The organism is Streptomyces sp. NBC_00414, assembly GCF_036038375.1.
Classification (GTDB): domain Bacteria; phylum Actinomycetota; class Actinomycetes; order Streptomycetales; family Streptomycetaceae; genus Streptomyces.
In genome coordinates this window covers 8,345,332-8,366,083 of the sequence record NZ_CP107935.1, presented here as the reverse complement: position 1 = coordinate 8,366,083, position 20,752 = coordinate 8,345,332, and the positions used below count along the sequence as shown (strand labels likewise).

General features: G+C 71.9%; 17 protein-coding genes. 4 read left to right on the top strand and 13 right to left on the bottom strand.

The window, feature by feature from the left end; translation table 11 throughout:
* The first annotated feature begins 16 nt into the window (after positions 1-16).
* Complete coding sequence (locus OHS59_RS36420) at positions 17-1,477, top strand: uracil-xanthine permease family protein (RefSeq protein WP_328497587.1); 1,461 nt, start codon at positions 17-19, stop codon at positions 1,475-1,477.
* Here OHS59_RS36420 and OHS59_RS36415 read toward each other — a convergent pair.
* Positions 1,459-2,580, bottom strand: coding sequence for a glycoside hydrolase family 6 protein (locus OHS59_RS36415; protein WP_328499495.1), 1,122 nt, complete (start codon positions 2,578-2,580; stop codon positions 1,459-1,461). The genes OHS59_RS36420 and OHS59_RS36415 overlap by 19 nt on opposite strands.
* A gap of 172 nt (positions 2,581-2,752) precedes the next feature.
* Between OHS59_RS36415 and OHS59_RS36410 the strand changes: the two genes are divergently transcribed.
* Positions 2,753-3,484: a DUF5995 family protein gene (locus OHS59_RS36410; protein WP_328497586.1), complete on the top strand. Its 732-nt coding sequence runs from the start codon at positions 2,753-2,755 to the stop codon at positions 3,482-3,484.
* Positions 3,485-3,812: 328 nt separating this feature from the next.
* On the opposite strand, the gene OHS59_RS36405 is transcribed toward OHS59_RS36410, so the two are convergent.
* Positions 3,813-5,504 carry a flavin monoamine oxidase family protein gene (locus tag OHS59_RS36405; RefSeq protein ID WP_328497585.1) on the bottom strand — a complete coding sequence of 564 codons (1,692 nt, stop codon included), beginning with the start codon at positions 5,502-5,504 and terminating at the stop codon, positions 3,813-3,815.
* 64 nt (positions 5,505-5,568) lie between these two features.
* Positions 5,569-6,357 (bottom strand): carbon-nitrogen hydrolase family protein, encoded by a 789-nt coding sequence (locus tag OHS59_RS36400; protein ID WP_328497584.1) that lies wholly within the window; start codon positions 6,355-6,357, stop codon positions 5,569-5,571.
* A gap of 346 nt (positions 6,358-6,703) precedes the next feature.
* Here OHS59_RS36400 and OHS59_RS36395 point away from each other — a divergent pair, with 346 nt between their 5' ends.
* Positions 6,704-7,351, top strand: a complete 648-nt coding sequence (locus OHS59_RS36395; RefSeq protein WP_328497583.1) for a Repetin — start codon at positions 6,704-6,706, stop codon at positions 7,349-7,351.
* Here OHS59_RS36395 and OHS59_RS36390 read toward each other — a convergent pair.
* The 8 genes from OHS59_RS36390 to rpe all read right to left on the bottom strand — a co-directional run bounded on the left by OHS59_RS36390 (position 7,320) and on the right by rpe (position 15,494).
* Positions 7,320-8,531 (bottom strand): MFS transporter, encoded by a 1,212-nt coding sequence (locus OHS59_RS36390; protein ID WP_328497582.1) that lies wholly within the window; start codon positions 8,529-8,531, stop codon positions 7,320-7,322. The two genes, OHS59_RS36395 and OHS59_RS36390, sit on opposite strands and share 32 nt — an antisense overlap.
* 287 nt (positions 8,532-8,818) lie before the next feature.
* The gene (locus tag OHS59_RS36385) at positions 8,819-9,271 is read right to left on the bottom strand and encodes an Lrp/AsnC family transcriptional regulator (protein ID WP_328497581.1); all 453 of its coding nucleotides are present in this window, start codon (positions 9,269-9,271) and stop codon (positions 8,819-8,821) included.
* A 10-nt stretch (positions 9,272-9,281) separates the two neighbouring features.
* Positions 9,282-10,775: an amino acid permease gene (locus tag OHS59_RS36380; RefSeq protein ID WP_328497580.1), complete on the bottom strand. Its 1,494-nt coding sequence runs from the start codon at positions 10,773-10,775 to the stop codon at positions 9,282-9,284.
* Between the two features lie 425 nt (positions 10,776-11,200).
* Positions 11,201-12,643, bottom strand: coding sequence for a GuaB1 family IMP dehydrogenase-related protein (locus tag OHS59_RS36375; protein ID WP_328499494.1), 1,443 nt, complete (start codon positions 12,641-12,643; stop codon positions 11,201-11,203).
* 106 nt (positions 12,644-12,749) lie between these two features.
* Complete coding sequence (locus tag OHS59_RS36370; protein ID WP_328497579.1) at positions 12,750-13,109, bottom strand: barstar family protein; 360 nt, start codon at positions 13,107-13,109, stop codon at positions 12,750-12,752.
* Positions 13,106-13,558 carry a ribonuclease domain-containing protein gene (locus tag OHS59_RS36365; protein ID WP_328497578.1) on the bottom strand — a complete coding sequence of 151 codons (453 nt, stop codon included), beginning with the start codon at positions 13,556-13,558 and terminating at the stop codon, positions 13,106-13,108. Before OHS59_RS36365 ends, OHS59_RS36370 begins: the two co-directional genes overlap by 4 nt.
* A gap of 127 nt (positions 13,559-13,685) precedes the next feature.
* Positions 13,686-14,729: a sugar-binding transcriptional regulator gene (locus OHS59_RS36360; protein WP_328497577.1), complete on the bottom strand. Its 1,044-nt coding sequence runs from the start codon at positions 14,727-14,729 to the stop codon at positions 13,686-13,688.
* Between the two features lie 78 nt (positions 14,730-14,807).
* Positions 14,808-15,494 carry a ribulose-phosphate 3-epimerase gene (rpe, locus tag OHS59_RS36355; RefSeq protein ID WP_328497576.1) on the bottom strand — a complete coding sequence of 229 codons (687 nt, stop codon included), beginning with the start codon at positions 15,492-15,494 and terminating at the stop codon, positions 14,808-14,810.
* 158 nt (positions 15,495-15,652) lie between these two features.
* On the opposite strand from rpe, the gene OHS59_RS36350 reads away from it, so the two are divergent.
* On the top strand, positions 15,653-17,923 hold the full coding sequence (locus OHS59_RS36350; RefSeq protein ID WP_328497575.1) for an MMPL family transporter: 2,271 nt from the start codon (positions 15,653-15,655) through the stop codon (positions 17,921-17,923).
* 68 nt (positions 17,924-17,991) lie between these two features.
* Here OHS59_RS36350 and OHS59_RS36345 read toward each other — a convergent pair whose 3' ends face one another.
* Together OHS59_RS36345 and fmt are read right to left on the bottom strand one after the other, a co-directional pair.
* A complete protein-coding gene (locus OHS59_RS36345) occupies positions 17,992-19,416 on the bottom strand; it encodes an RsmB/NOP family class I SAM-dependent RNA methyltransferase (protein ID WP_328497574.1) in 1,425 nt (474 codons plus the stop codon).
* Between the two features lie 276 nt (positions 19,417-19,692).
* Positions 19,693-20,625 carry a methionyl-tRNA formyltransferase gene (gene fmt / locus OHS59_RS36340; protein WP_328497573.1) on the bottom strand — a complete coding sequence of 311 codons (933 nt, stop codon included), beginning with the start codon at positions 20,623-20,625 and terminating at the stop codon, positions 19,693-19,695.
* Between the last annotated feature and the right edge of the window lie 127 nt (positions 20,626-20,752).

Genomic DNA, 20,752 nt, shown 5'->3' with positions numbered 1-20,752 from the left:
AAAGCGAATCCCCACCATGGACCTCGGTGTGCGCTGGAAGCTGCACGGTGACGGGCGGACACCCGCACCCGGAGCGGTCGTCCGCCCCGACGAACGGCTCTCGTGGCCACGGACGGCCGGGCTCGGCGCCCAGCACGTCGTGGCCATGTTCGGGGCTTCCTTCGTCGCACCGGTCCTGATGGGCCTGGACCCGAATCTCGCGATCATGATGTCGGGCGTCTCGACGGTCATCTTCCTGCTCGCGACCCGCGGCCGGGTGCCCAGCTATCTGGGCTGTTCGCTCTCCTTCGTGGGCGTCGCCGCGGTGATCCGCGCGCAGGGCGGCTCCAGCGCGACCGTGACCGGCGCCGTGTTCGTCGTGGGCGTCGCGCTGTTCCTGGTCGGTCTCGCGGTGCGCCGGTTCGGGGCGCGGATCATCCATGCCGCGATGCCGCCGATCGTCACGGGCGCGGTCGTCATGCTGATCGGCTTCAACCTGGCCCCGGTCACCGCCGCCACGTACTGGCCGCAGGACCAGTGGACGGCCCTGCTCGTGATGCTGTTCACCGGTCTGGCCGTGGTGTGCCTGCGCGGCTTCTGGTCCCGGATCGCGATCTTCCTCGGCCTGGTCTTCGGGTACGGCATCTCGTGGCTCTTCGACCTGGTCTTCGGCCGGATCCACTCGGCCGACGCGAGCGGCAAGCTCACCGACCACTGGCGTCTCGACCTCTCCGGAGTCGGCTCGGCGGACTGGATCGGGCTGCCGGCCTTCCACGGCCCGGCCTTCGACTGGTCGGCGATCCTCGTGGCCCTGCCCGTCGTCATCGCGCTGGTCGCCGAGAACGCGGGCCATGTGAAGGCCGTCGGCGAGATGACCGGCGACTCGCTGGACGACAAGCTGGGCACCGCGATCTCCGCGGACGGGGTCGGCTCGATGCTCTCCACCGCCGTGGGCGGCCCGCCCAACACCACGTACTCCGAGAACATCGGCGTCATGGCGGCGACCCGCGTCTACTCCACGGCCGCCTACTGGGCCGCCGCCGGCTTCGCGCTGCTCTTCGGCCTCTGCCCGAAGTTCGGCGCGGTCGTGGCCGCCGTCCCGGGCGGCGTGCTCGGCGGGATCACCGTCATCCTGTACGGGATGATCGGCCTGCTCGGCGCGCAGATCTGGCTCAACGCCGGGGTGGACCTGCGCAATCCGCTGAACCTGGTGCCGGCCGCGGCGGGCATCATCATCGGCGTCGGGAACGTCACGATGAAGTTCACCGACACCTTCTCGCTGAGCGGTATCGCGCTCGGCACGCTCGTCGTCATCACCGGCTACCACGCGCTGCGGGCGATGGCCCCCGCGCACCTCAAGTCGCAGGAACCGCTGCTGGACGAGGGCACGTCCTCCTACAGCTCCGGGCGCGAGGCGGGTACCGAGGGCGGCTCCGAACCTGACCCCGGCTCCGGATCCGGCTCCGGCCCGGCGGACGGTCAGCGCGCCAGGTCGTAGGCGTAGTCCGGGGTGAACGTCCCCGGCGTGCCCCGGCAGCCGTCGGACTCACCCGGCAGCTTCACCCACAGATAGGCGTCGATCCGGGCCTCCCCGGTGCCCAGGGTCGGCGCCTGCCCGAGCTTGCGGCCCGCCGGGTCGCACCACTCGCCGTCGGCCGGGGCTCCGTTGCCGTTGCGGCTGGTGTCGATCACGGCGCCCAGGCTCGCGGGCCCGCCGAGCGCGTCGAGGGTCCGGCGGACGTACGCGACCTCGTCGCCCGTGCGGTTGAAGTTGGAGACGTTGCTGAAGATCCCGTCCGAGGAGGCGGTTGACGCGGCCCCGGCCCGGCGCAGGAGTCCGGCCTGCTTCTGCGGCGAGTTCCAGTCCGAGTGCCCCGCGTCGAAGTAGACCCGCGCCTTCGGATTCGCCGCCTTCAGGACACGGCCCGCCCGGGCCAACGCGCTGAAACGGGCCGTCCGTTCACCCTCGGAAAGACAGTCGGACTGGGCGATCGCGTCGGGCTCCAGGATCACGACGACCTCGCGGCTGCCGAGGCCCGCCGCGAACCTCTCGATCCACCCGCCGTACGCGCCGAGGTCGGGCGCGCCGCCCTGCGAGGCCCCGCCGCAGTCGCGGTCCGGTATCGCGTACGGGACGACGACGGGCACGCCGCCCTTCGCGGCCCCGGCCGAGGTGACCGCCCTGACGCGGGCGGTGATGTTCGACGGCGTGTAGTCCGCGAACCAGACCGCGGCGGGCCGGTCGGCTATCCGGGACTCGATGACCGGGCGGCGCGGGTCGTCGGGGTTGGCCCGGATCCAGTCGAGGACCTGGGAGTCGGAATGGCGGTAGAGCCGCACGGACGCGGGCTCGGTCCTCGGTCTCGTCGACGCGGACTTCGACGGCTTCGGGCTCGGTTCCGCCTTCGCCGCGGACGCCGAGGGCGACGGGGAGCCGGACGTCGCCGAGGGCGAGGGGGTGGGCACAGCGGGCAGCGGCTGCAGGAACGGTGTGCCGGTCACGTCGGGGCGTGCCTCGTCGCCGCCCCGGCCGTCGTCCAGCGCGGACATCATCCCCGTCACGGTGCCGGCCACGACGACGGCGGAGGCCATCGCCACCATGGCGCCGCGCCGGGCGGCGCGTCGGCGCTCCGCCCGCCGGGCGGCCAGGCGCTCGGCACGTCGGACTGACACGTGGTGCTCCCCCTCCTCCGGGCCCCGCGTAATCCCCCGTTCTGGGGAAGCGTCCGGCCCGGCGGCCCTCGGCACAGCCTAGGCCTGGGACGCTGCCCCCATGGTGCGGTTGGAACGCTTCGCGAAAGACACGGTCCACGTCCACGGCCTCGACGCGGTGGTACGCCGTATGCGCGCGCTCGACGCGCTCTGGCCGGAGCGTGACGGTGTCGCGGTCTTCAACCGCGTCTACCTCGCCGTCACCGAGGAGGTCGGCAGGCGCCTGGAAGCGGGGCACTTCGCCGACGCACGGGCCGCGAGCACGCTGGACGTGCGGTTCGCGGAGCGCTACCTCGGGGCCGTCGAGGCGGTCGCGCAGGAACGCCGGCCGCCCGCCTGCTGGCGGCCGCTGTTCCAGCTGCGGGGGCATCCGGGGGTACGTCCGCTGCAGTTCGCCCTCGCCGGTATCAATGCGCACATCGGGCACGACCTCGCGCTCGCGGTGGTGGACGCCTGTCGTACGCTCGGCTGCGAACCGGCCGAGCTTGAGGACGAGTTCGACCGGGTGGGCGATGTGCTCGTCACGCTGGAGGAGCGGATCCGGGAGGACCTGATGCCGGGGCCGGACCTGCTCCAGATCGCCGATCCGCTGACCCATCTGCTGGGGGCGTGGAGTCTGGAGCGGGCCCGGGATGCGGCGTGGTCCGCTGCGCGGGGGCTGTGGGCGTTTCGCGAACTCCCCGCACTGGCCGAGGAGTTCACCGAGCGGCTCGACGCGGGGGTGGGGTTGGTCGGCCGCTGTCTCCTCACTCCGCTGGGCGTCTCGCCGTCGACGGCGCCGCCCGGCCGGTGAGCCGACCTGCGGGGCGGTGGGGGTTGACCGCGCCGTTCCCCGCGCCCCCGACAGGGCCCGGCAGTGATGTGCCTGCGGCCCGGTGAGGGCTTGTCGCGCAGTTCCCCGCGCCCCTGATGGGGGCCGGCCCTGATTTGCCTGCGGCCCAGTGGGGGTTGACCGCGCCGTTCCCCGCGCCCCTGACGGGGCTCGGTGGGGGCCCTGGGCGGCTGATGGGCGGGCTGTGCCCCTGCTTTCAGGGGCGCGGGGAACTGCGCGATCGGCCCCCACCGGCCGCAGCGGGGACTGGACCGACAGCAACCCGCCCCCGCCCCGCGGAAGGGCGCCCTCAGTCCTCCGGGAGTTCCAGCGGGGCTATCTCGTCGTAGACGTCCCCGGGACCCGGGTTGGACGGATCGGTCCCGCCACCGAAGTGGTGCATCACGCCCCACACCGCGTTGAGCGCGGTCTGCACGGCCCCCTCGGCCCACCCGGCCGTCCAGGAGATGTCGTCCCCCGCGAGGAAGATGCCCCGCTTGTCCTCGGGCAGCCGATCCTGCATGAAGTGCGTGAACAGCCGTCGCTGATACCGGTAATGGCCAGGCAGGTTCGCCTTGAACGCCCCCATGAAGTACGGCTCGTTCTCCCAGGACACGGTGACCGGATTACCGATGACGTGCTTGCGAATGTCGACCTTCGGATAGATCTCCCCGAGCGACTTCAGCATGACCTCCATCCGCTCGTTCGCGGACAACGGCAGCCACTTCAGACTGTCGTCGCACCACGTGTAGGAGAGGCAGATGACGGCCGGCCTGCCGGGGCCGTCGTCGAGGAGGTACGTGCCGCGCGTCATCCGGTCGGTGAGCGTCATCGACATGACGTCCCGCCCGGTCTCCTCGTCCTTGTCGAGCCAGAACGGCCGGTCCACCGGCACGAAGAGCTTGGAGCTCTCCATGTAGTGGGTGCGCTCGATCGCGGTCCAGTGGTCGATCGGGAACAGCGCGTCGTCACAGGCCACCTTGGAGAGCAGCATCCAGGACTGGGCGGTGAAGATCGCCGCCCGGTACGTACGGATGTCGCCCGAGGCGTCCGTGACGGTGATCCGGTTGCCCGCGGTGCGGTTCAGACGGGTCACGGCCGGCCGGGGCTCCCCGCCGTGCAGCGTGGCCAGCGAGGTCCCCCGCGCCCAGTGCACGATCTTCTCCGGCTCGCGCTCCCACAGGCGCAGCGGGAGCTGCTGACTGCCGCCGACGATGCCGCGGTGGTGGTCGTCGGCCTCGCTGTAGACGACGCGCAGGATCTCCAGGATGGAGTTCGGGAAGTCGGTGTCCCAGCCGCCCGTGCCGAAGCCGACCTGGCCGAAGATCTCGCGGTGCCGGAAGGACTTGAACGCCTCGGAGTCGCAGAGGAACCCGTAGAAGGTCTGGTTGTCGAGCTTCTCGACGAGCTTGCCCCAGATCTCGCGGATACGGGGCACGTCACGCTCGCGCATCGCCTGGTTCATGTCGGAGAAGTCGGCGCCCTCCTCCAGGCAGGTGTTCCAGGCGGCCGCCACGTCCCGGTAGACCTGCGGCAGGTCGGCGACCGTCTCGGCGTAGTGCGACTCGCCCTTGAGGTCGACGACGGTCGAGGGCGTGGTCTCGGAGAGCGGGTTGGGGAACGGCTCGGTCCGCAGCCCCACCAGGTCGATGTAGTGCTGGAGCGCCGTGGAGGACGGCGGGAAGCGCATCGCGCCCATCTCTGCGGTCAGCGAGGGATCGCAGCCCTCGAAACCGACCGTCCGGAGCCGCCCGCCGATCTGATCGGCCTCGTACACGACGGGCTTGAGGCCCATCTTCATCAGCTCGTACGCGGCCACGACGCCGGACAGGCCACCGCCGACGACCGCCACCTCGGTGCCGAGCTCGGTCGCCGGCAGCTGGCCCAGACCCGCGGGGTGCGCGAGGAAGTCGTCGTAGGCGTACGGGAAGTCCGGCCCGAACATGGTGATCGGCGGCTGCGCGTCGGTGTGCGGGACGGCGGGGGGCACCGTGGACGTCATGGGGTACGGACTCCTTGCGCGAAAAGCTCGGGGTGGGGCTGGTGGGGCTCGTGGAGCGGGGGTGTCAGACAAGGGACCCGTAGAGGCCGGGGCGGCGGTCCTTCAGATACGGGTTGGCCTCGCGGGAGGCGGCGAGGAACGCGGGGTCCACGTCGCCGAGGACGAGTTCCTCGGCGCGGCCCGCGCGGGCCCGGGCGCCGCCGTCGGGGCCGGCCAGGGTGGAGAGCCCGACGAACTCGAACTCCCCTTCCGTGCCGACCCGGTTGACGTAGGCGACGTACAGCTGGTTCTCGAAGGCCCGCACGGGGACGACGGACTCGGCGACGAACTGGAACGGGTGCATCTGCGCCGTCGGCACCACGAGCAGATCGGTGTCGGCCACGGCGTGCGCGCGGACGTTCTCCGGGAACTCCACGTCGTAGCAGATCATGAGGCCGACACGGAGGCCGTGCAGCTCGGTCTGGACGACCGGCTCGTCGCCGGGGGTGAACCACTCCTGTTCGAAGCAGCCGAAGAGGTGGGTCTTGCGGTAGTTCGCGAGGCGCGTGCCGTCGGCGGAGATCAGCTGGACCGAGTTGAAGACCAGGTCCGACGCGCGCTCCGGGTAGCCGTAGGCGACGGCCACACCGTGCCGGCCGGCGATGTCGGCGATCTCGTCCGCGGAGTCCCCGTCGGCGGGCTCGGCGAGCCGGCGCACATCGGCGCCGATCGCGTAGCCGGTGAGGAACAGCTCGGGGGTGATCAGCAGCCCGGCGCCCGCGGCGGCGGCACGGCCCGCGGCCTCGTCCAGGACCCGCAGGTTCTCGACGACGGATCCGGGGCGGCCGGAGCTCTGGAGCAGGGCGGTGCGCATGCGTGTTCCTCACCGGGACGAAAGGGGTCTGACGAAAGGGGTCCGGAGCCGCACAGGCGGCGGGACGGACAGCCAGATAGACGGTACGGGCGACGGGTTCGGGGGGACAAGGAGGAGCCGTTGCGCGCCGGTGGAGGAATCGTTGCGTCCGTCGGCACTCCGGCGGCGATTCGTTGCGTGCGCCGGGCCCGGGGGCCCTCATCCCGTGGGTTGAGGTCGCGGCGGCCCGTCAGCCGGGTGGCTGACGCCGAGTGCCGCCCACGGCTTGATGTGGCACGCGGTCGGTGTCGGGACAGTGGGAGCTGCCCGCACGACCAGCTGAGCACCACCAGCCGAAGGGGGAACCATGAACCGCCGAACGACTCCGCCGAACCACCGTACGGACACCGTCCCGAACCGCCGCGCACGGACCCTCGGGAGCCGTAGTACGAGGTCCGCCGTGCTGGGCGCGGCCCTGCTTCTCACCGCCGGACTCGCCGGATCCGCCGCCGCGTCCGACACGGGGCGCGAGCCGGACTCCCGCACGCAGCGGGAGCCCGGCTCCGGGGCGGCGCGCGAGGCCGCCGCGCTCACCGGCAGCGCGAAGCTGTACCGCTCCGCCGGTGACGACATCACGTTCTCCTTCGACGCGCATCTGGCGGCGAAGGACAACGACGATCCGCTCAAGGCGACGGGCACCTTCGAGTGGAGCCACTACGCCGACGGCCACGGTGCCTGGGCGGAGGCCGAGGTGGACTGCCTGCTCACCGGCGGCAGGGTGGCGGTCGTCTCGGGTGTGATCACCGACTCCGATCTGCCCGGTGCGAAGGGCAAGCGGGTCGGCGTCACCGTCCACGACACCGGACGGCACGACCGGCTCGGCTACAGCTGGGCCTCCGTGGGCAACCCCGTCGAGACCGTGGGGCTGCCCAAGTGCGTCAGCTCCGCGCCCTTCGAGAAGGTGAAGAAGGGCACGGGCGACTTCACCGTCGTGCCGTGGCTTCCGGAGTTCTAGCCGCGGTTCCGGCCGCGTTCCTCCCGGCGGCGACGATCAGCGCCGTGAGGAGGTAGGGCACCGCTGACAGCGCGAAGGCGGCGCTGTGCGAGGTCACCGACCCGACCGCCGCGTACGCGCCGAACACGGCGACGGTGGCCAGGTCGGTGCCCACCCCGGCGACGGAGGTCAGGGTGGCCCGGCCGGTTCCCTCGATGGTCTCCTGCAGCCGGGCGTCGGCCAGGACGCTCGCCAGTTGGAATCCGCAGAAGGCGAGGGCCACCAGGGCGATACCGGCCGGGGTCCGCGCCGCCGCGCCCGCGGCGAGGGCCAGCGCGGAGCCCGCCAGGATCCCGGCGAACCCGCCCCTGCCCAGCCGCTGCGCCGGTCCGGCCAGCAGTCCGCCGACCGTCGCGCCCGCCCAGATCAGCAACAGCCAGTGCGACACGGCGTTCTCGGCGACCCCCGTGTCCCGGACGAGCAGCGGCGTGTACTCGTCGAGCGCGCCCCACACCGCGGTGACGGCCGGTACGAGCAGCAGGGCGGCGCGTACGGACCGGTCCCCGCGGGCCTCGGCGAGCCCGGCCCGCAGCGGCCGGACCCATCCCTCGCCTGACTTGGCCCCGGAGTCCGCCGTCCGGTGCTCGGGGAACCGGGTCGCGACGGCGGCCGTCAGCAGACAGGCCGCCACACTGGCGACCCCGGCTGCCGGATAGCCGCCGAACGCGAAGACCGGTCCGGCCAGGGCCATCGACGCCATCACGGCGACGAGCCCGGCCGCGCGGGCCCGGCCCATGACGCGTCCGTAGCGGTCGGCCGCGCCGAGCCGGTCGAGCTCCTCGTACACCAGCGCCTCCAGCGCGCCGGAGCCGAGCGCCCCCTTGGCGCCCCAGAGCACGAAGCCGAGGGCGAAGGCCCAGTACGAGGGGACGAGCACCCAGAGCGTGAATCCGGCGGCGGTGAGCAGCGGACCGATCCACAGGAGCAGCCGCCGTGAGACGGCGTCGGCCCAGGCGCCGGACGGTATCTCCAGCAGGACCCCGGTCAGCGACCAGGTGGCGAACAGGGAGGAGATCTGCCAGACCGTGAGCCCGGTGTCGGCGAACAGCAGCGCGTACACCGGATAGAGCAGGACGAAGTCGTCGAGGAACGCGTAGCCGTACAGCGTGGCCGTGAGCCGCTGCGCGGAAGAGAGTGTCATGGGGCCTTCCCGAAAGAACCGCGGAGAATCCGGACGCCGAACCACGGCATCCAAGGCGGCCCTCGGGAGGCACAACGCTCAACTCAATGTCGCCAGATCACACACCCGATGCTAGCCCCACCCATCCCTGGGGGCGCGGGGAACGGCGCAGTCTTTTCGCCCTTAGGAGCGCGGGGAACGGCGCAATCTTTCGTCCTTCAGGGGCGCGGTAAACAGCGCAGTCTTCGGCGTCCAGGGGCGCGGGGAACGGCGCAACAGCCCCACCCACCCCACCCCTAGCGGCAGCGTCACGTCGGGACCCCCGAAGAAAACCTCCGCAACAACGGCGAAAGCACCAACACGGACTTCGTCCGCTCGACGAACGGCTCCCCCGCGATCCGCTCAAGCACCCGCTCGAAGTGCCGCATGTCGGAGGCGAAGACCTGCACGACCGCGTCCGCCTCCCCCGTGACGGTGGAAGCGGCCACCACCTCCTGATACCGCTCAAGGCCCCGCTGGATCGTCTCCGGTGAGGTGTTCCGCCGACAGTAGATCTCGACGAACCCCTCGGTCTCCCACCCGAGCGCCGCCGGGTCCACCCGGACGGTGAACCCGGTGATGGCACCACTGGACCGCAGCCGGTCGACCCGCCGTTTCACGGCGGGCGCGGACAGCCCGACCTCCTGCCCGATGTCGGCGTAGGAGCGCCGGGCGTCCTCGGCAAGGGCGTGCACGATACGTTCGTCGAGATCGTTCAGCACTGCGGGTCGATCACTTCTCTTCGCTGTTCGCACCGGTCGCCGCACTGGTCGCACCGGTCGCGAGCCGCGACCGCCGGTAGCCGTAACTGAAGTAGAACACGAGCCCGACAGCCATCCAGACTCCGAAGACCACCCAGGTCACGGTGTCGAGGCTGCCCATCATCCACACGCAGAAGCCGAAGCCGAGCGCGGGCATCAGCGGTGACAGCGGCACCCGGAAGGTCCGGGGCATCCCGGGCCGCGTACGCCGCAGCACCACGACGGCGACGTTCACCAGCGCGAAGGCGAAGAGCGTGCCGATGCTGGTCGCGTCGGCGAGCTGCCCGAGCGGGATCGCGGCGGCGAGAACGCCGCAGAACATGGACACGATGACCGTGTTGACGCGCGGGGTCCCGCTCTTCGGGTGGACGCGCGAGAAGACCTTGGGCACGAGACCGTCGCGGGACATGGCGAAGAGGATGCGGGTCTGCCCGTAGAGCACGGTCAGGACGACACTCGCGATGGCGATGACCGCGCCGGCCGCGAGCAGCGTGCCCCACACGGCGTCGCCGGTGACGTCCTTCATGATCCCGGCGAGCGCGGCCTCCGAGTCGGTGAAGTCCCGCCAGGGCATGGCGCCGACGGCGACGGCCGCGACGAGCACGTACAGGGCGGTCACGATGATCAGGGAGAGCATGATCGCGCGGGGCAGGTCGCGCTGGGCGTTCCTGGCCTCCTCGCCCGCGGTGGAGGCGGCGTCGAAGCCGATGTAGGAGAAGAAGAGGGTCGCTCCGGCGGCGCTGACGCCGGCCATGCCGAGCGGCATGAAGTCCTCGTAGTTGCCGGAGCGGAAGCCCTGCACACCGATGAGGCAGAACAGCAGCAGCGCGGCGATCTTGACGACGACCATGACGGTGTTGGCGCGCGCGGACTCGCGGGCGCCGCCGAGCAGGAACGCCATGGCGAGCAGCACGACGATCAGCGCGGGCAGGTTGAAGATCCCGCCGTCGCCGGGCGGCGCGGAGAGCGCGTCCGGGATGGTGACGCCGATCGTGCCGTCGAGCAGCTCGTTGAGGTACTCGCCCCAGCCGACGGCCACGGCCGCGACGGAGACGCCGTACTCCAGGACGAGACACCAGCCGCAGATCCAGGCGACGAGCTCGCCCATGGTCGCGTACGTGTACGAGTACGAGGATCCGGCGACCGGGATGGTGCCGGCGAGCTCGGCGTACGAGAGGGCCGAGAAGAGTGCCGTGAGTCCGGCGATCACGAAGGAGACGGTGACGGCCGGGCCCGCCTTCGGAACGGCCTCGCCGAGCACCACGAAGATGCCGGTGCCGAGTGTGGCGCCGATGCTGATCATCGTCAGCTGCCAGAGGCCGAGGGAGCGCCGCAGGCTGCCGCCCTCGCCCTGGCCACCCTCGGCGACCAGGGCCTCCACGGGCTTGCGCCGCATCATGCGCGCGCCGGGCCCGGCGGACGAGGGGTGACTTCGGGACTGCGGGGGTGCGCCTTGGTCGTGCACGCGGCTGGCTCCTTCATCGCTGCCGAGGTCGAGGCGGCGCGGCCCCACGGCAGCCCGGCAGAGGGGACCACCGTGCACGGGGTCCCCGCCACACTTCGTTCAGCGCATGACTCTATGAGTCCGGGCTTTCCACCCGTAATGCAGCAACCTTGCGCGCATCCGCAAGATCATTGCGCACATCGCCAACGAACGGACATTCGTTGCGCGCCCCACCAGGGGCACGGGGAAACGGCGCACCCCTTCGTCTTTCAGGGGCGCGGGGAACGGCGCACCCCTTCACCTTCAGGGGCGCGGGGAACGGCGCACCCCTTCGTCTTTCAGGGGCGCGGGGAACGGCGCAGTCTTTCGCTTTTAGGGGCGCGGGGAACTGCGCGACCAGCCACAACGGACCCGCACATACACACCCACCCCCACCGGCGGAGCCGTCAGCTCCAGCTGGCATGCAGCGGCTGCCCCTCCGCATACCCCGCAGCACTCTGCACCCCGACAACGGCCCGCTCAGCGAACTCCGCAAGAGAATTGGCACCGGCATACGTGCACGAAGACCGCACGCCCGCGATGATCGAGTCGATCAGATCCTCGACCCCCGGCCGGGTCGGGTCGAGGAACATCCGGGACGTCGAGATCCCCTCCTCGAACAGCGCCTTGCGCGCCCGGTCGTACGCCGACTCCTCCGACGTACGGTTGCGCACCGCGCGCGCGGACGCCATGCCGAACGACTCCTTGTAGGGACGCCCGTTGGCGTCGTGCTGGAGGTCGCCCGGGGACTCGTACGTACCGGCGAACCACGAGCCCACCATCACGTTCGACGCGCCCGCGGCAAGCGCCATGGCGACATCGCGAGGGTGCCGCACACCGCCGTCGGCCCACACATGCTTGCCGTGCTTCTTCGCCTCGGCCGCGCACTCCAGGACGGCCGAGAACTGCGGGCGGCCCACGCCGGTCATCATGCGTGTGGTGCACATGGCGCCCGGTCCGACACCGACCTTGATGATGTCCGCGCCGGCCTCGATCAGATCGCGTACGCCCTCGGCGGCGACGATGTTGCCCGCGACGATCGGCACCTGGGGGTCGAGTCCGCGGACGGCCCGCACCGCGGAGAGCATCGACTCCTGATGGCCGTGCGCGGTGTCCACGACGAGCGTGTCGACGCCCGCGGCGAGCAACTGCTTGGCCTTGCCCGCGACATCGCCGTTGATACCGACGGCGGCCGCGATACGCAGCTTGCCGTCCGCGTCGGTGGCCGGTGTGTAGAGCGTGGCGCGCAGGGCGCCCTTGCGGGTGATGATGCCGGCGAGCCTGCCGTCCTTGTCGACGGCCGGGGCGTAGCGGCGGTTGGCGTGGTCGAGCCTGTTGAACGCCTCGCCCGGCTCGATGTCCGCGTCGAGCAGCAGCAGGTCCCGGGACATGACCTCGGACAGCTGGGTGAAGCGGTCCACCCCGTTCAGGTCGGCGTCGGTGACCACACCGACGGGCCGGCCCTCGCCGTCCACCACGACACCGGCGTTGTGCGCGCGCTTGGGCAGCAGGGACAGCGCGTCGGCGACGGTCTGGTGCGGGGCGAGGATGATCGGGGTGTCGAGGACCAGATGACGGCTCTTGACCCAGGAGACGACCTCGGTGACGACCTCGATCGGGATGTCCTGCGGGATGACGACGAGCCCGCCGCGGCGGGCCACGGTCTCGGCCATCCGGCGTCCCGCGATCGCGGTCATGTTGGCGACGACCAGGGGAATCGTGGTGCCGGTGCCGTCCGGCGAAGCCAGGTCGACGCCCTGCCGCGAGCCGACCGCGGAACGGCTCGGCACCATGAAGACGTCGTCGTACGTCAGGTCGTACGCGGGCTGGATGTCGTTGAGGAAACGCACGTGCTGCACATCCCAGTCGATCAGAGGCGGCCCCCGGACAGGACAGCCCGAGGGAGAGCACGTACTTCATTGTCCCATGCGGGGCGGCATCCACGCCCTGGGCCGATCATCCAGGCTGGTCAGAGGGCTGCTGGTGGGATCCTCCAAGCGCCAGCGCCACGGTGAGCGCCGGCGTGCGGTCGGCCGCCTGGGCGAAGACGTCCTCGGCGGTCGCCCACTCGTCGGGCCGCGTGCGCGCGTACGCCCGCCAGCCGGTGACGACGACCAGCAGTCCCCGCTCGGCGGCGGCCGGGGGCCACACGGACGGGTCGGTGAGGCTGTCGGCGAGCGCGTCCCAGTTGCGGCCGAACCACTCCGGCAGCTCCAGGGCGCGTACGCAGCGCTCCATGAGGCCGGCCTTGTCCGCGACCCCGTCGAGGTCCAGGGTGACCACGTGGCGGCCCGGCGCGGGCACGTCGTGCGTCATCTCAGCACCGCCCTGAACGAGTTGTAGTGATCATCGGTGTAGTAGACCTCGCCGCCCCGCCCGGTGACAATGCGCCGGGCCCCGCGGTCCCGCTCGCCGGGCGTCCGCACGGTGTACTCGCGGTAGTGGCCGCGTTCGTGCCGTGGCAGCTCGCGCTCGAAGTTCCCGAAGACGGCGCCGTCCTTGGCGTACGGGAAGGGGCCGCCCGCGTCGATGAGGGTGAGCGTCCGGCGGGCCTCGGCCGGCAGCTCGGCCGCGCGGACGGTGTCCGTCCCGGCGGCCCACCCGGGAGCCGAGGCCACCGCAGTGTCCGTCTCCCCCGCCGTGTCCGTCGAGGAGCAGCCGGCCAGGAGCAGGGCCGCGAGGCAGACCACCAGCCCCGCGCACAGACGGCGAAACGGGCCGGGGCACGGTCCGCGAAACAGACGAGGGACGGACCGGAGCAGCATGTCGTCGATGCTGCCACGGCCGTCCCCTCACGGCGCGCCGTCGAACCGCCCGTGGATCGCCGGGTGTCACGGCAATCCGAGCCGGGCCACGGTGCACCCCGGTGTACCGCGACGGGCTCGAAGCCCGTCAGAGCCCGTCGGGGTCCTCCCGGTCGAGGGCCGGACGCGGTGTCGGACCCATCGTCATCAGGGCGTCCGCGGCGGCCGTGTCCGTCACCAGGCTGGTGACGAGGCCGGACCGCAGCACCGCGTCGATGGCGGCGGCCTTGCGCTGCCCCCCGGCGATCGCGACGACCTCCGGGATCCGCCGCAGCCGGTCGGCCTCGACGGTGATGCACCGCTCCCCCAGGTCGCGCCCGACCCGGCGGCCCTCGACGTCGAAGAGGTGCGCGGACATCTCGGCCTCGACCCCGAGGGACGCGTAGTGGGCGCGCTCCTCCTCGGTGAGCATGTCGTGCACCGTGGAGATGCCGGCTTCCCAGGACCCGATGGACACGCAGGCCACGGTGACCTTGTCGAAGTACTCGAAGGCCCGGGCGATGCCCGTCTGGCTGCGCAGGGCGGCCGCGGTGGCCACGTCCGGCAGGAGCATCGGCGCGTAGATGGGGTGGGCGTCGCCCCCCGAGACCTGGGCGGCCCGGCGGACGGCCTCGACCGAGCCGCGCTCGGCCGTCCCGGCGTCGTAGACACCCGTCAGCTGCACCACCGTGCACGGCGGCAGCCGGTCGAGCGCCGCCGCCATGTGGATGGTGGAGCGGCCCCAGGCGAGACCGAGCACATCGCCCTCGGCGACCAGCTCACCGAGCAGGTCGGCGGCCACCTCGCCGAGGTTCTCCGGGTCGGGCGACTCCTCGGCCTCGGCCGGGGACTCCACGACCACGGCATGCCGCAGTCCGTAGCGGGCGCGCAGCGCGTCGGAGCGCTCCGCGTCCAGCTCCGCGGGGACACGGATCTCGATCCTCACGAGATCCCGTTCGAGAGCGGTCTCCAGGACCCGGGCCACCTTGAAGCGGCTGACGCCGAACTCCTCGGCGATCTGGATCTTGGATTTGCCCTCAAGGTAGAAGCGGCGGGCCATGGCCGCCGCCTGCACCAGCTCAGCGGGTCCCATCCGCATGGCTGACCGGCCCGCCGACATACCCGACACGGCGTTCTCCTCACTGCTGTTCACACTCTGGATTCGCCGTTCATCCTTGCAGATCCGGCGTACTTGATCAGCCCTGAGGGGCGGCGTTCACGTTCCCTTGGCTCAGTGGCCGCATGCCCATGCTGCCTGGGCCGTCGCCCCCTCCGCCTGCGTGCGCAATGCACGTACCGCCTGGGCGGGGTCGGCGGCACCGTAGACGGCCGAGCCGGCGACGAAGACGTCGGCTCCCGCCTCGGCGCAGCGCTCGATGGTGGAGGCGGAGACCCCGCCGTCGACCTGCAGCCACAGTTCGAGTCCGTGCTTGCTGATCAACTCGCGGGTACGGCGAATCTTCGGAAGCATGATGTCGAGAAACGCCTGGCCCCCGAAGCCCGGCTCGACGGTCATGATCAGCAGCATGTCGAGCTCGGGCAGCAGGTCCTCGTACGGCTCGATGGGGGTCGCGGGCCTCAGCGCCATCGAGGCACGGGCGCCCTTGGCCCGGATCTCGCGGGCGAGCCGCACGGGTGCCGCGGCCGCCTCGACATGGAAGGTGACGGAACCGGCACCCGCCTCTACGTACTGGGGCGCCCACCGATCGGCGTCCTCGATCATCAGATGACAGTCCAGCGGTGTGTCCGTCGCACGCGCCAGGGACTCTACGACCGGCACACCGAGCGTGAGGTTCGGGACGAAATGGTTGTCCATCACGTCGACATGCAGCCAGTCCGCCCCTTCCACCGCCTTTGCCTCCTCGGCAAGGCGGGCGAAGTCGGCGGAGAGGATGCTGGGGTTGATCTGCGCGGCCATGTCACCAGCCTGCCATGCCCGGAGCCGGTTGCCTCCCCGGTCCCGGCGCGGACCGGTCGGTATGTACCAACTCGTTCGGGCCGAGGGGCTGCACCGGCCGGACCGCCCGTGCCATCCTTGTCGGCCCACCGGCTCCATGAGCGGCTACGGGGAATGCCATGACGGACACACAGGGAACGCGGGAAACAGCGGGGAAGCAGCGTCGGGGTATCGGCTGGCTCGTCTGCGGGCGGCGGTCCAAGTGGCTCGTGGTGGGACTGTGGCTGGTGCTGCTCGTCCTCACGGCACCCTTCGCCCAGAAACTCACCGACGCCCAGGACAACGACGCGGCCTCCTGGCTGCCCGGTTCCGCCGAGTCCACCCAAGTCCTGCAGACCTCCGAGAACTTCAGGCCGGAACAGCTCCCCGCGATCGTCGTGTACGCCCGGGCCGACGGCCTCACCGCACAGGACCGGGTGCGGATCGCCAGGGACGTACGGGAGCTCAGGGAACTGCGCGCGCACGGGATCCGTGGCGCGGAGACCCGTGGTCCCGTGTTCGACCGGAGGCCGGCCCCGCGGGCGGCCCAGGTCTCCGTGCCGATCACGATGGACGAGAAGGGCTGGGAGCGCATCGCGCCAGCGGTCGACGCGATCCGCGAGGACGTCGGCAAGGGCGGGGACGGGCTCGCCGTGCACATCACGGGCCCGGGCGGCACGTCCGCCGACTTCTCCGAGGCCTTCGAGGGCATCGACTCCACGCTGCTGTTCTCGGCGATGGCCGTCGTCATCGTGATGCTGCTGCTCACCTACCGCAGCCCGACCCTGCTGCTGGTCCCGCTGCTCGGTGTGGTCGCCGCGCTGTTCACCGCGCAGGCGCTGGTCTATCTGCTCGCGGAACACGCGGGGCTGACCGTCAACGGGCAGAGCGCGGGGATCCTCACGGTGCTCGTCTTCGGCGCGGGGACGGACTACGCCCTGCTCCTGGTGGCCCGCTACCGGGAGGAGCTGCGCCGCCACGAGGACCGCCACGAGGCCATGGCGCTGGCCCTGCACCGGGCGGGTCCGGCCGTCGTCGCGTCCGGCGCCACCGTCGTTCTGAGCATGCTGGTGCTGCTCGCCGCCGAGATGAACTCGACGCGCGGCCTCGGCCCGGTGGCCGCCATCGGCGTCGCCGTGGCGCTGGTCGCCATGCTGACGCTCTTCCCGGCCCTGCTGGTGATCTGCGGCCGCTGGATCTTCTGGCCGGTGGTCCCGCACTTCGGCTCCGCCGACCCGACCGAGCGCGGTGTCTGGGCGCGCATGGGCAACCGCTTCTCGCACCGGCCGCGGCTGGTCTGGGGCGTCACGGCGGCCGTGCTCGCGCTGCTCTCGCTCGGCCTCGTCCAGCTGCGCGCGGAGGGCATCAGCAACGCCGACGCCTTCACCGGCAAACCCGACTCGATCGTCGGCCAGGAGGTGTCCGAGCGGTACTTCCCGGCGGGCAGCGGCGATCCGCTCGTCATCGTCGGCAACCGTGACCGGGCCGAGGAGGTCGGGCAGGCGGTCGCGGACACCCGCGGTGTCGTACCGGAATCCCTCGGCCTGCCGCCCGGCACGAAACCCGAGTTCGAGGGCAAGGTCCTCTTCGAGGCCACCATGACGGACCCCGCCGACAGCGAGGCCGCGAAACAGACGGTGGAGCGGGTAAGGGACGCCGTGCACGCGGTGCCCGACGCCGACGCCCAGGTGGGCGGCGGTACGGCGGCTCTGCTGGACATGGACAGGGCGACGACCCACGACAACTTCCTGATCATCCCGCTGGTGCTGGTCGTGGTGCTGCTGATCCTCTGCGCGCTGCTCCGCGCCCTGATCGCCCCGCTGCTCCTGATCGGCACGGTGGTGCTGTCCTTCGCCGCCGCGCTGGGCATCAGCGCGCTCGCGTTCCGGTACGTCTTCGACTACGCGGGCGAGTCGACGGACTTCCCGCTGTTCGTGTTCGTCTTCCTGGTGGCCCTGGGCATCGACTACAACATCTTCCTGACCACCCGCATCCGCGAGGAGGCCGTCCGCCAGGGCACGCGCAAGGGCGTGGTCACGGGCCTCGCCGCCACCGGCGCGGTCATCACCTCGGCGGGCCTGGTCCTCGCGGGCACCTTCGCCGCCCTGGGCACGCTCCCGATGGTGGCCTTCGCCGAGATCGGGTTCACGGTGGCCCTGGGCGTACTGCTGGACACGTTCATCGTGCGCTCGGTCCTCGTGACGTCCCTGTTCCTGGACGTCGGCCCGAAGGTCTGGTGGCCGAGCCGGCTGGCCCGGGAGACGGGAACCGGGGCCGGACGCGAGCCCCGGAGCGAGACCGGGAGCGCCCCGACGGCCGACCCGCCGACACCCTCATCACCCGCCGCCCCCACCACGACCGACGCGGAGTCTTCGGGACCGGCTTCGCGCCCCGGCGGCCCGTCCGAATAACCGGGCCGGGACAGCCCGAACCGGCCCACCGCGGACTGGTGGGCCGGGGACCAGAGGTCGGAGGCCGGTCAGCCGGTGCGGCGGATCAGCGCCAGATACATGGCGTCCGTCCCGTGCACATGCGGCCACAGCTGGACGTCCGGGCCCTCGCCCAGGGCCGGTACGTCCGTGAAGAGCGGACGGGCGTCGATGAGCTCGGCGTCCTTCTCCTTGAGTACGTCGTTGACCACGGCCCGGGTCTCGGCGAGGTGCGGCGAGCAGGTGGCGTACCCGACGACACCGCCCACCCGCACCGAGTCGAGCGCGGTACGCAGCAGCCCGCGCTGCAACGGCGCGAACCCGTCCAGGTCCGCGGGCCGCCGCCGCCAGCGCGCCTCGGGCCGCCGCCGCAGGGCACCGAGCCCGGTGCAGGGCACGTCCATCAGCACGCGGTCGAAGGTCCCCGGACGCCACGGCGGTCGGGTCCCGTCGGCGGCGATGACCTGGTACGGCCCGGGGTTCCCGGCGAGTGCCTTCGCGACCAGTTTGGCCCGGTGCGGCTGCTTCTCGGAGGCGAGCAGCACGGCCCCGCGCTCGGCGGCGAGCCCGGCGAGCATGGCCGCCTTGCCGCCCGGTCCCGCGCACCCGTCGAGCCACGCCTTGTCCGGTCCGTCGAGGGGCGCGTTCGCGAGGGCGATCGCCACGAGCTGGCTGCCCTCGTCCTGAACACCGGCCCGTCCTTCACGCACGGCGTCGATGGCGCCCGGCTCCCCGCCCTCGGACAGCCGCACGGCGTAGGGCGACCACCGCCCCGGCAGCGCGGTCTCCTCGCCGACCTCGCCGAGGATCTCCTCGGCGGTGGCGCGGCCGGGCCTGGCGACCAGGGTCACCTCGGGCCGTTCGTTGTCGGCCTCCAGCAGGTCCTCGATACCGGCGCGCCCGCCGCCCAGCGAGTCCCACAGGGCCGAGACGATCCACCGCGGATGCGAGTGCACGACCGCGAGATGGTCCTCGGCGTCCTCGTCGTAGGGCGGCGCGACCTGCTCGATCCAGGCGTCCAGCTCCTGTCGCGAGATCTTGCGGAGCACGGCGTTGACGAACTTGGCCCGCCCGTCGCCGAGCACGACCCGCGCGAGGTCGACGGTCGCGGACACGGCGGCGTGCGTCGGGATCCGCGTCCCCAGCAACTGGTGCGCGCCCAGGCTCAGCACGTCCAGGACGGGCGGGTCGACCTCGCGCAGCGGCCGGTCCACACACGCGGCGATGACGGCGTCGTACGTCCCCTGACGGCGCAGCGTCCCGTACACCAGCTCCGTCGCCAGTGCCGCGTCCCGCCCGTCGAAGTCGCCCTGCTCCCGCGCCTTGCGCAGCAGGGGCGGGAGCACGAGATTCGCATACGCGTCCCTCTCGTCCACCGCCCGCAAAGCATCGAAGGCGAGCATCCGCACCGGGTCCTTCTTCGGACGGCGGTAGGGCTTGCCCTGCTGACGGGGACGACGAGACTGCTCGTTCACGTAAAAGGTGCTCCGGCTCAAGGGAAGAGATATGTCCCCAGGTTACGCGCCCCGCCAGGGGCACGGAGAACCACGCACCTCCACACCGGCAAAGCCCCACACCTCCAGGCCCGGCTCACCGCAACCCCGCCAGGGGCGCGAGGAACCGCGCACCTCCAGGACAGCGGGGCCTCACCTCACACCGAGGGCACGGCAACCGCCCAGGGGCGCGGGGAACTGCGCGCCCAGCCCCCACGACCGGCGGACGAGGCCCCCCCACCCCGCGGAGCGCCCCCCTCAGCCCCCCACCACCTCGCCGGAGGCGATCCGAACCCCCCGGGCCCAGTCGGCGGCCCGCATCGGCTTCTTCCCCTGCGCCTGCACCCACAACAACTCGACGGCGTACGACCCGGTACCGACGTACACGTTGTTCTTCCCGACGGCCAACGCCCCCGGCGCCAGATCCGTCCGCTCAGGAACCGGCACGACCTGGATCAACTTCAGCCGCTCCCCCCGGAACACGGTCCACGACCCGGGCGCGGGCGTGCACCCCCGTACGACCCGGTCGACCCGGAGCGCCGGCGCGGCCCAGTCCACATGCGCGTCCTCGACGGTGATCTTCGGAGCCAGGGTCACGCCGTCGGCCGGCTGCGGCACGGCCTTGAGCGTGCCGTCCTCGATCCCGTCCATGGTCGCCGCGAGCAGCCCGGACCCGGCGAAGGCGAGCCGCGTCAGCAGATCCCCGCTGGTGTCGGTGGGCCGCACCTCCTCGGTGACGGTCCCGTACACGGGCCCGGAGTCGAGCCCCTCCTCGATGAGGAAGGTGGACGCCCCGGTGATCTCGTCCCCGGCCATGACGGCGTGCTGCACGGGCGCCGCCCCGCGCCAGGCGGGCAGCAGCGAGAAGTGCAGGTTGACCCAGCCCTGGGCGGGGATGTCGAGCGCCACGCGGGGCAGCAGCGCACCGTAGGCCACGACGGGGCAGCAGTCCGGGGCGATCTCCCGCAGCCGCGCGAGGAAGTCCTCGTCCCGTGGCTTGACCGGCTTGAGCACCTCGATGCCGGCTTCCTCGGCACGCTGCGCGACAGGGCTCGCGACGAGCCTGCGCCCCCGTCCGGCGGGCGCGTCGGGCCGCGTGACGACGGCGGCCACCTCGTGCCGCCCGGAGGCGATCAGGGCGTCCAGAGCGGGAACGGCGACCTCGGGGGTACCGGCGAAGACGAGCTTCATGGGTGGCAGTCGGCCTCTCGGGCGAATTCACAACGGGCAGCGCACCAGTCTATGGGGAGCCGTACCCGAGGGCCCCTCGGCCGTCGCACCGCGCCCCTGGAGCCCGGCCGGACTCCCGTCACCGACC

Bases quoted from the DNA above. Each gene is read 5' to 3' on its own strand.
- OHS59_RS36420 (WP_328497587.1), top strand. From the start codon at position 17: ATGGACCTCGGTGTGCGCTGGAAGCTGCACGGTGACGGGCGGACACCC.
- OHS59_RS36415 (WP_328499495.1), bottom strand. From the start codon at position 2,580: ATGGTGGCGATGGCCTCCGCCGTCGTCGTGGCCGGCACCGTGACGGGG.
- OHS59_RS36410 (WP_328497586.1), top strand. From the start codon at position 2,753: ATGGTGCGGTTGGAACGCTTCGCGAAAGACACGGTCCACGTCCACGGC.
- OHS59_RS36405 (WP_328497585.1), bottom strand. From the start codon at position 5,504: ATGACGTCCACGGTGCCCCCCGCCGTCCCGCACACCGACGCGCAGCCG.
- OHS59_RS36400 (WP_328497584.1), bottom strand. From the start codon at position 6,357: ATGCGCACCGCCCTGCTCCAGAGCTCCGGCCGCCCCGGATCCGTCGTC.
- OHS59_RS36395 (WP_328497583.1), top strand. From the start codon at position 6,704: ATGAACCGCCGAACGACTCCGCCGAACCACCGTACGGACACCGTCCCG.
- OHS59_RS36390 (WP_328497582.1), bottom strand. From the start codon at position 8,531: ATGACACTCTCTTCCGCGCAGCGGCTCACGGCCACGCTGTACGGCTAC.
- OHS59_RS36370 (WP_328497579.1), bottom strand. From the start codon at position 13,109: ATGACGCACGACGTGCCCGCGCCGGGCCGCCACGTGGTCACCCTGGAC.
- OHS59_RS36365 (WP_328497578.1), bottom strand. From the start codon at position 13,558: ATGCTGCTCCGGTCCGTCCCTCGTCTGTTTCGCGGACCGTGCCCCGGC.
- rpe (WP_328497576.1), bottom strand. From the start codon at position 15,494: ATGGCCGCGCAGATCAACCCCAGCATCCTCTCCGCCGACTTCGCCCGC.
- OHS59_RS36350 (WP_328497575.1), top strand. From the start codon at position 15,653: ATGACGGACACACAGGGAACGCGGGAAACAGCGGGGAAGCAGCGTCGG.
- fmt (WP_328497573.1), bottom strand. From the start codon at position 20,625: ATGAAGCTCGTCTTCGCCGGTACCCCCGAGGTCGCCGTTCCCGCTCTG.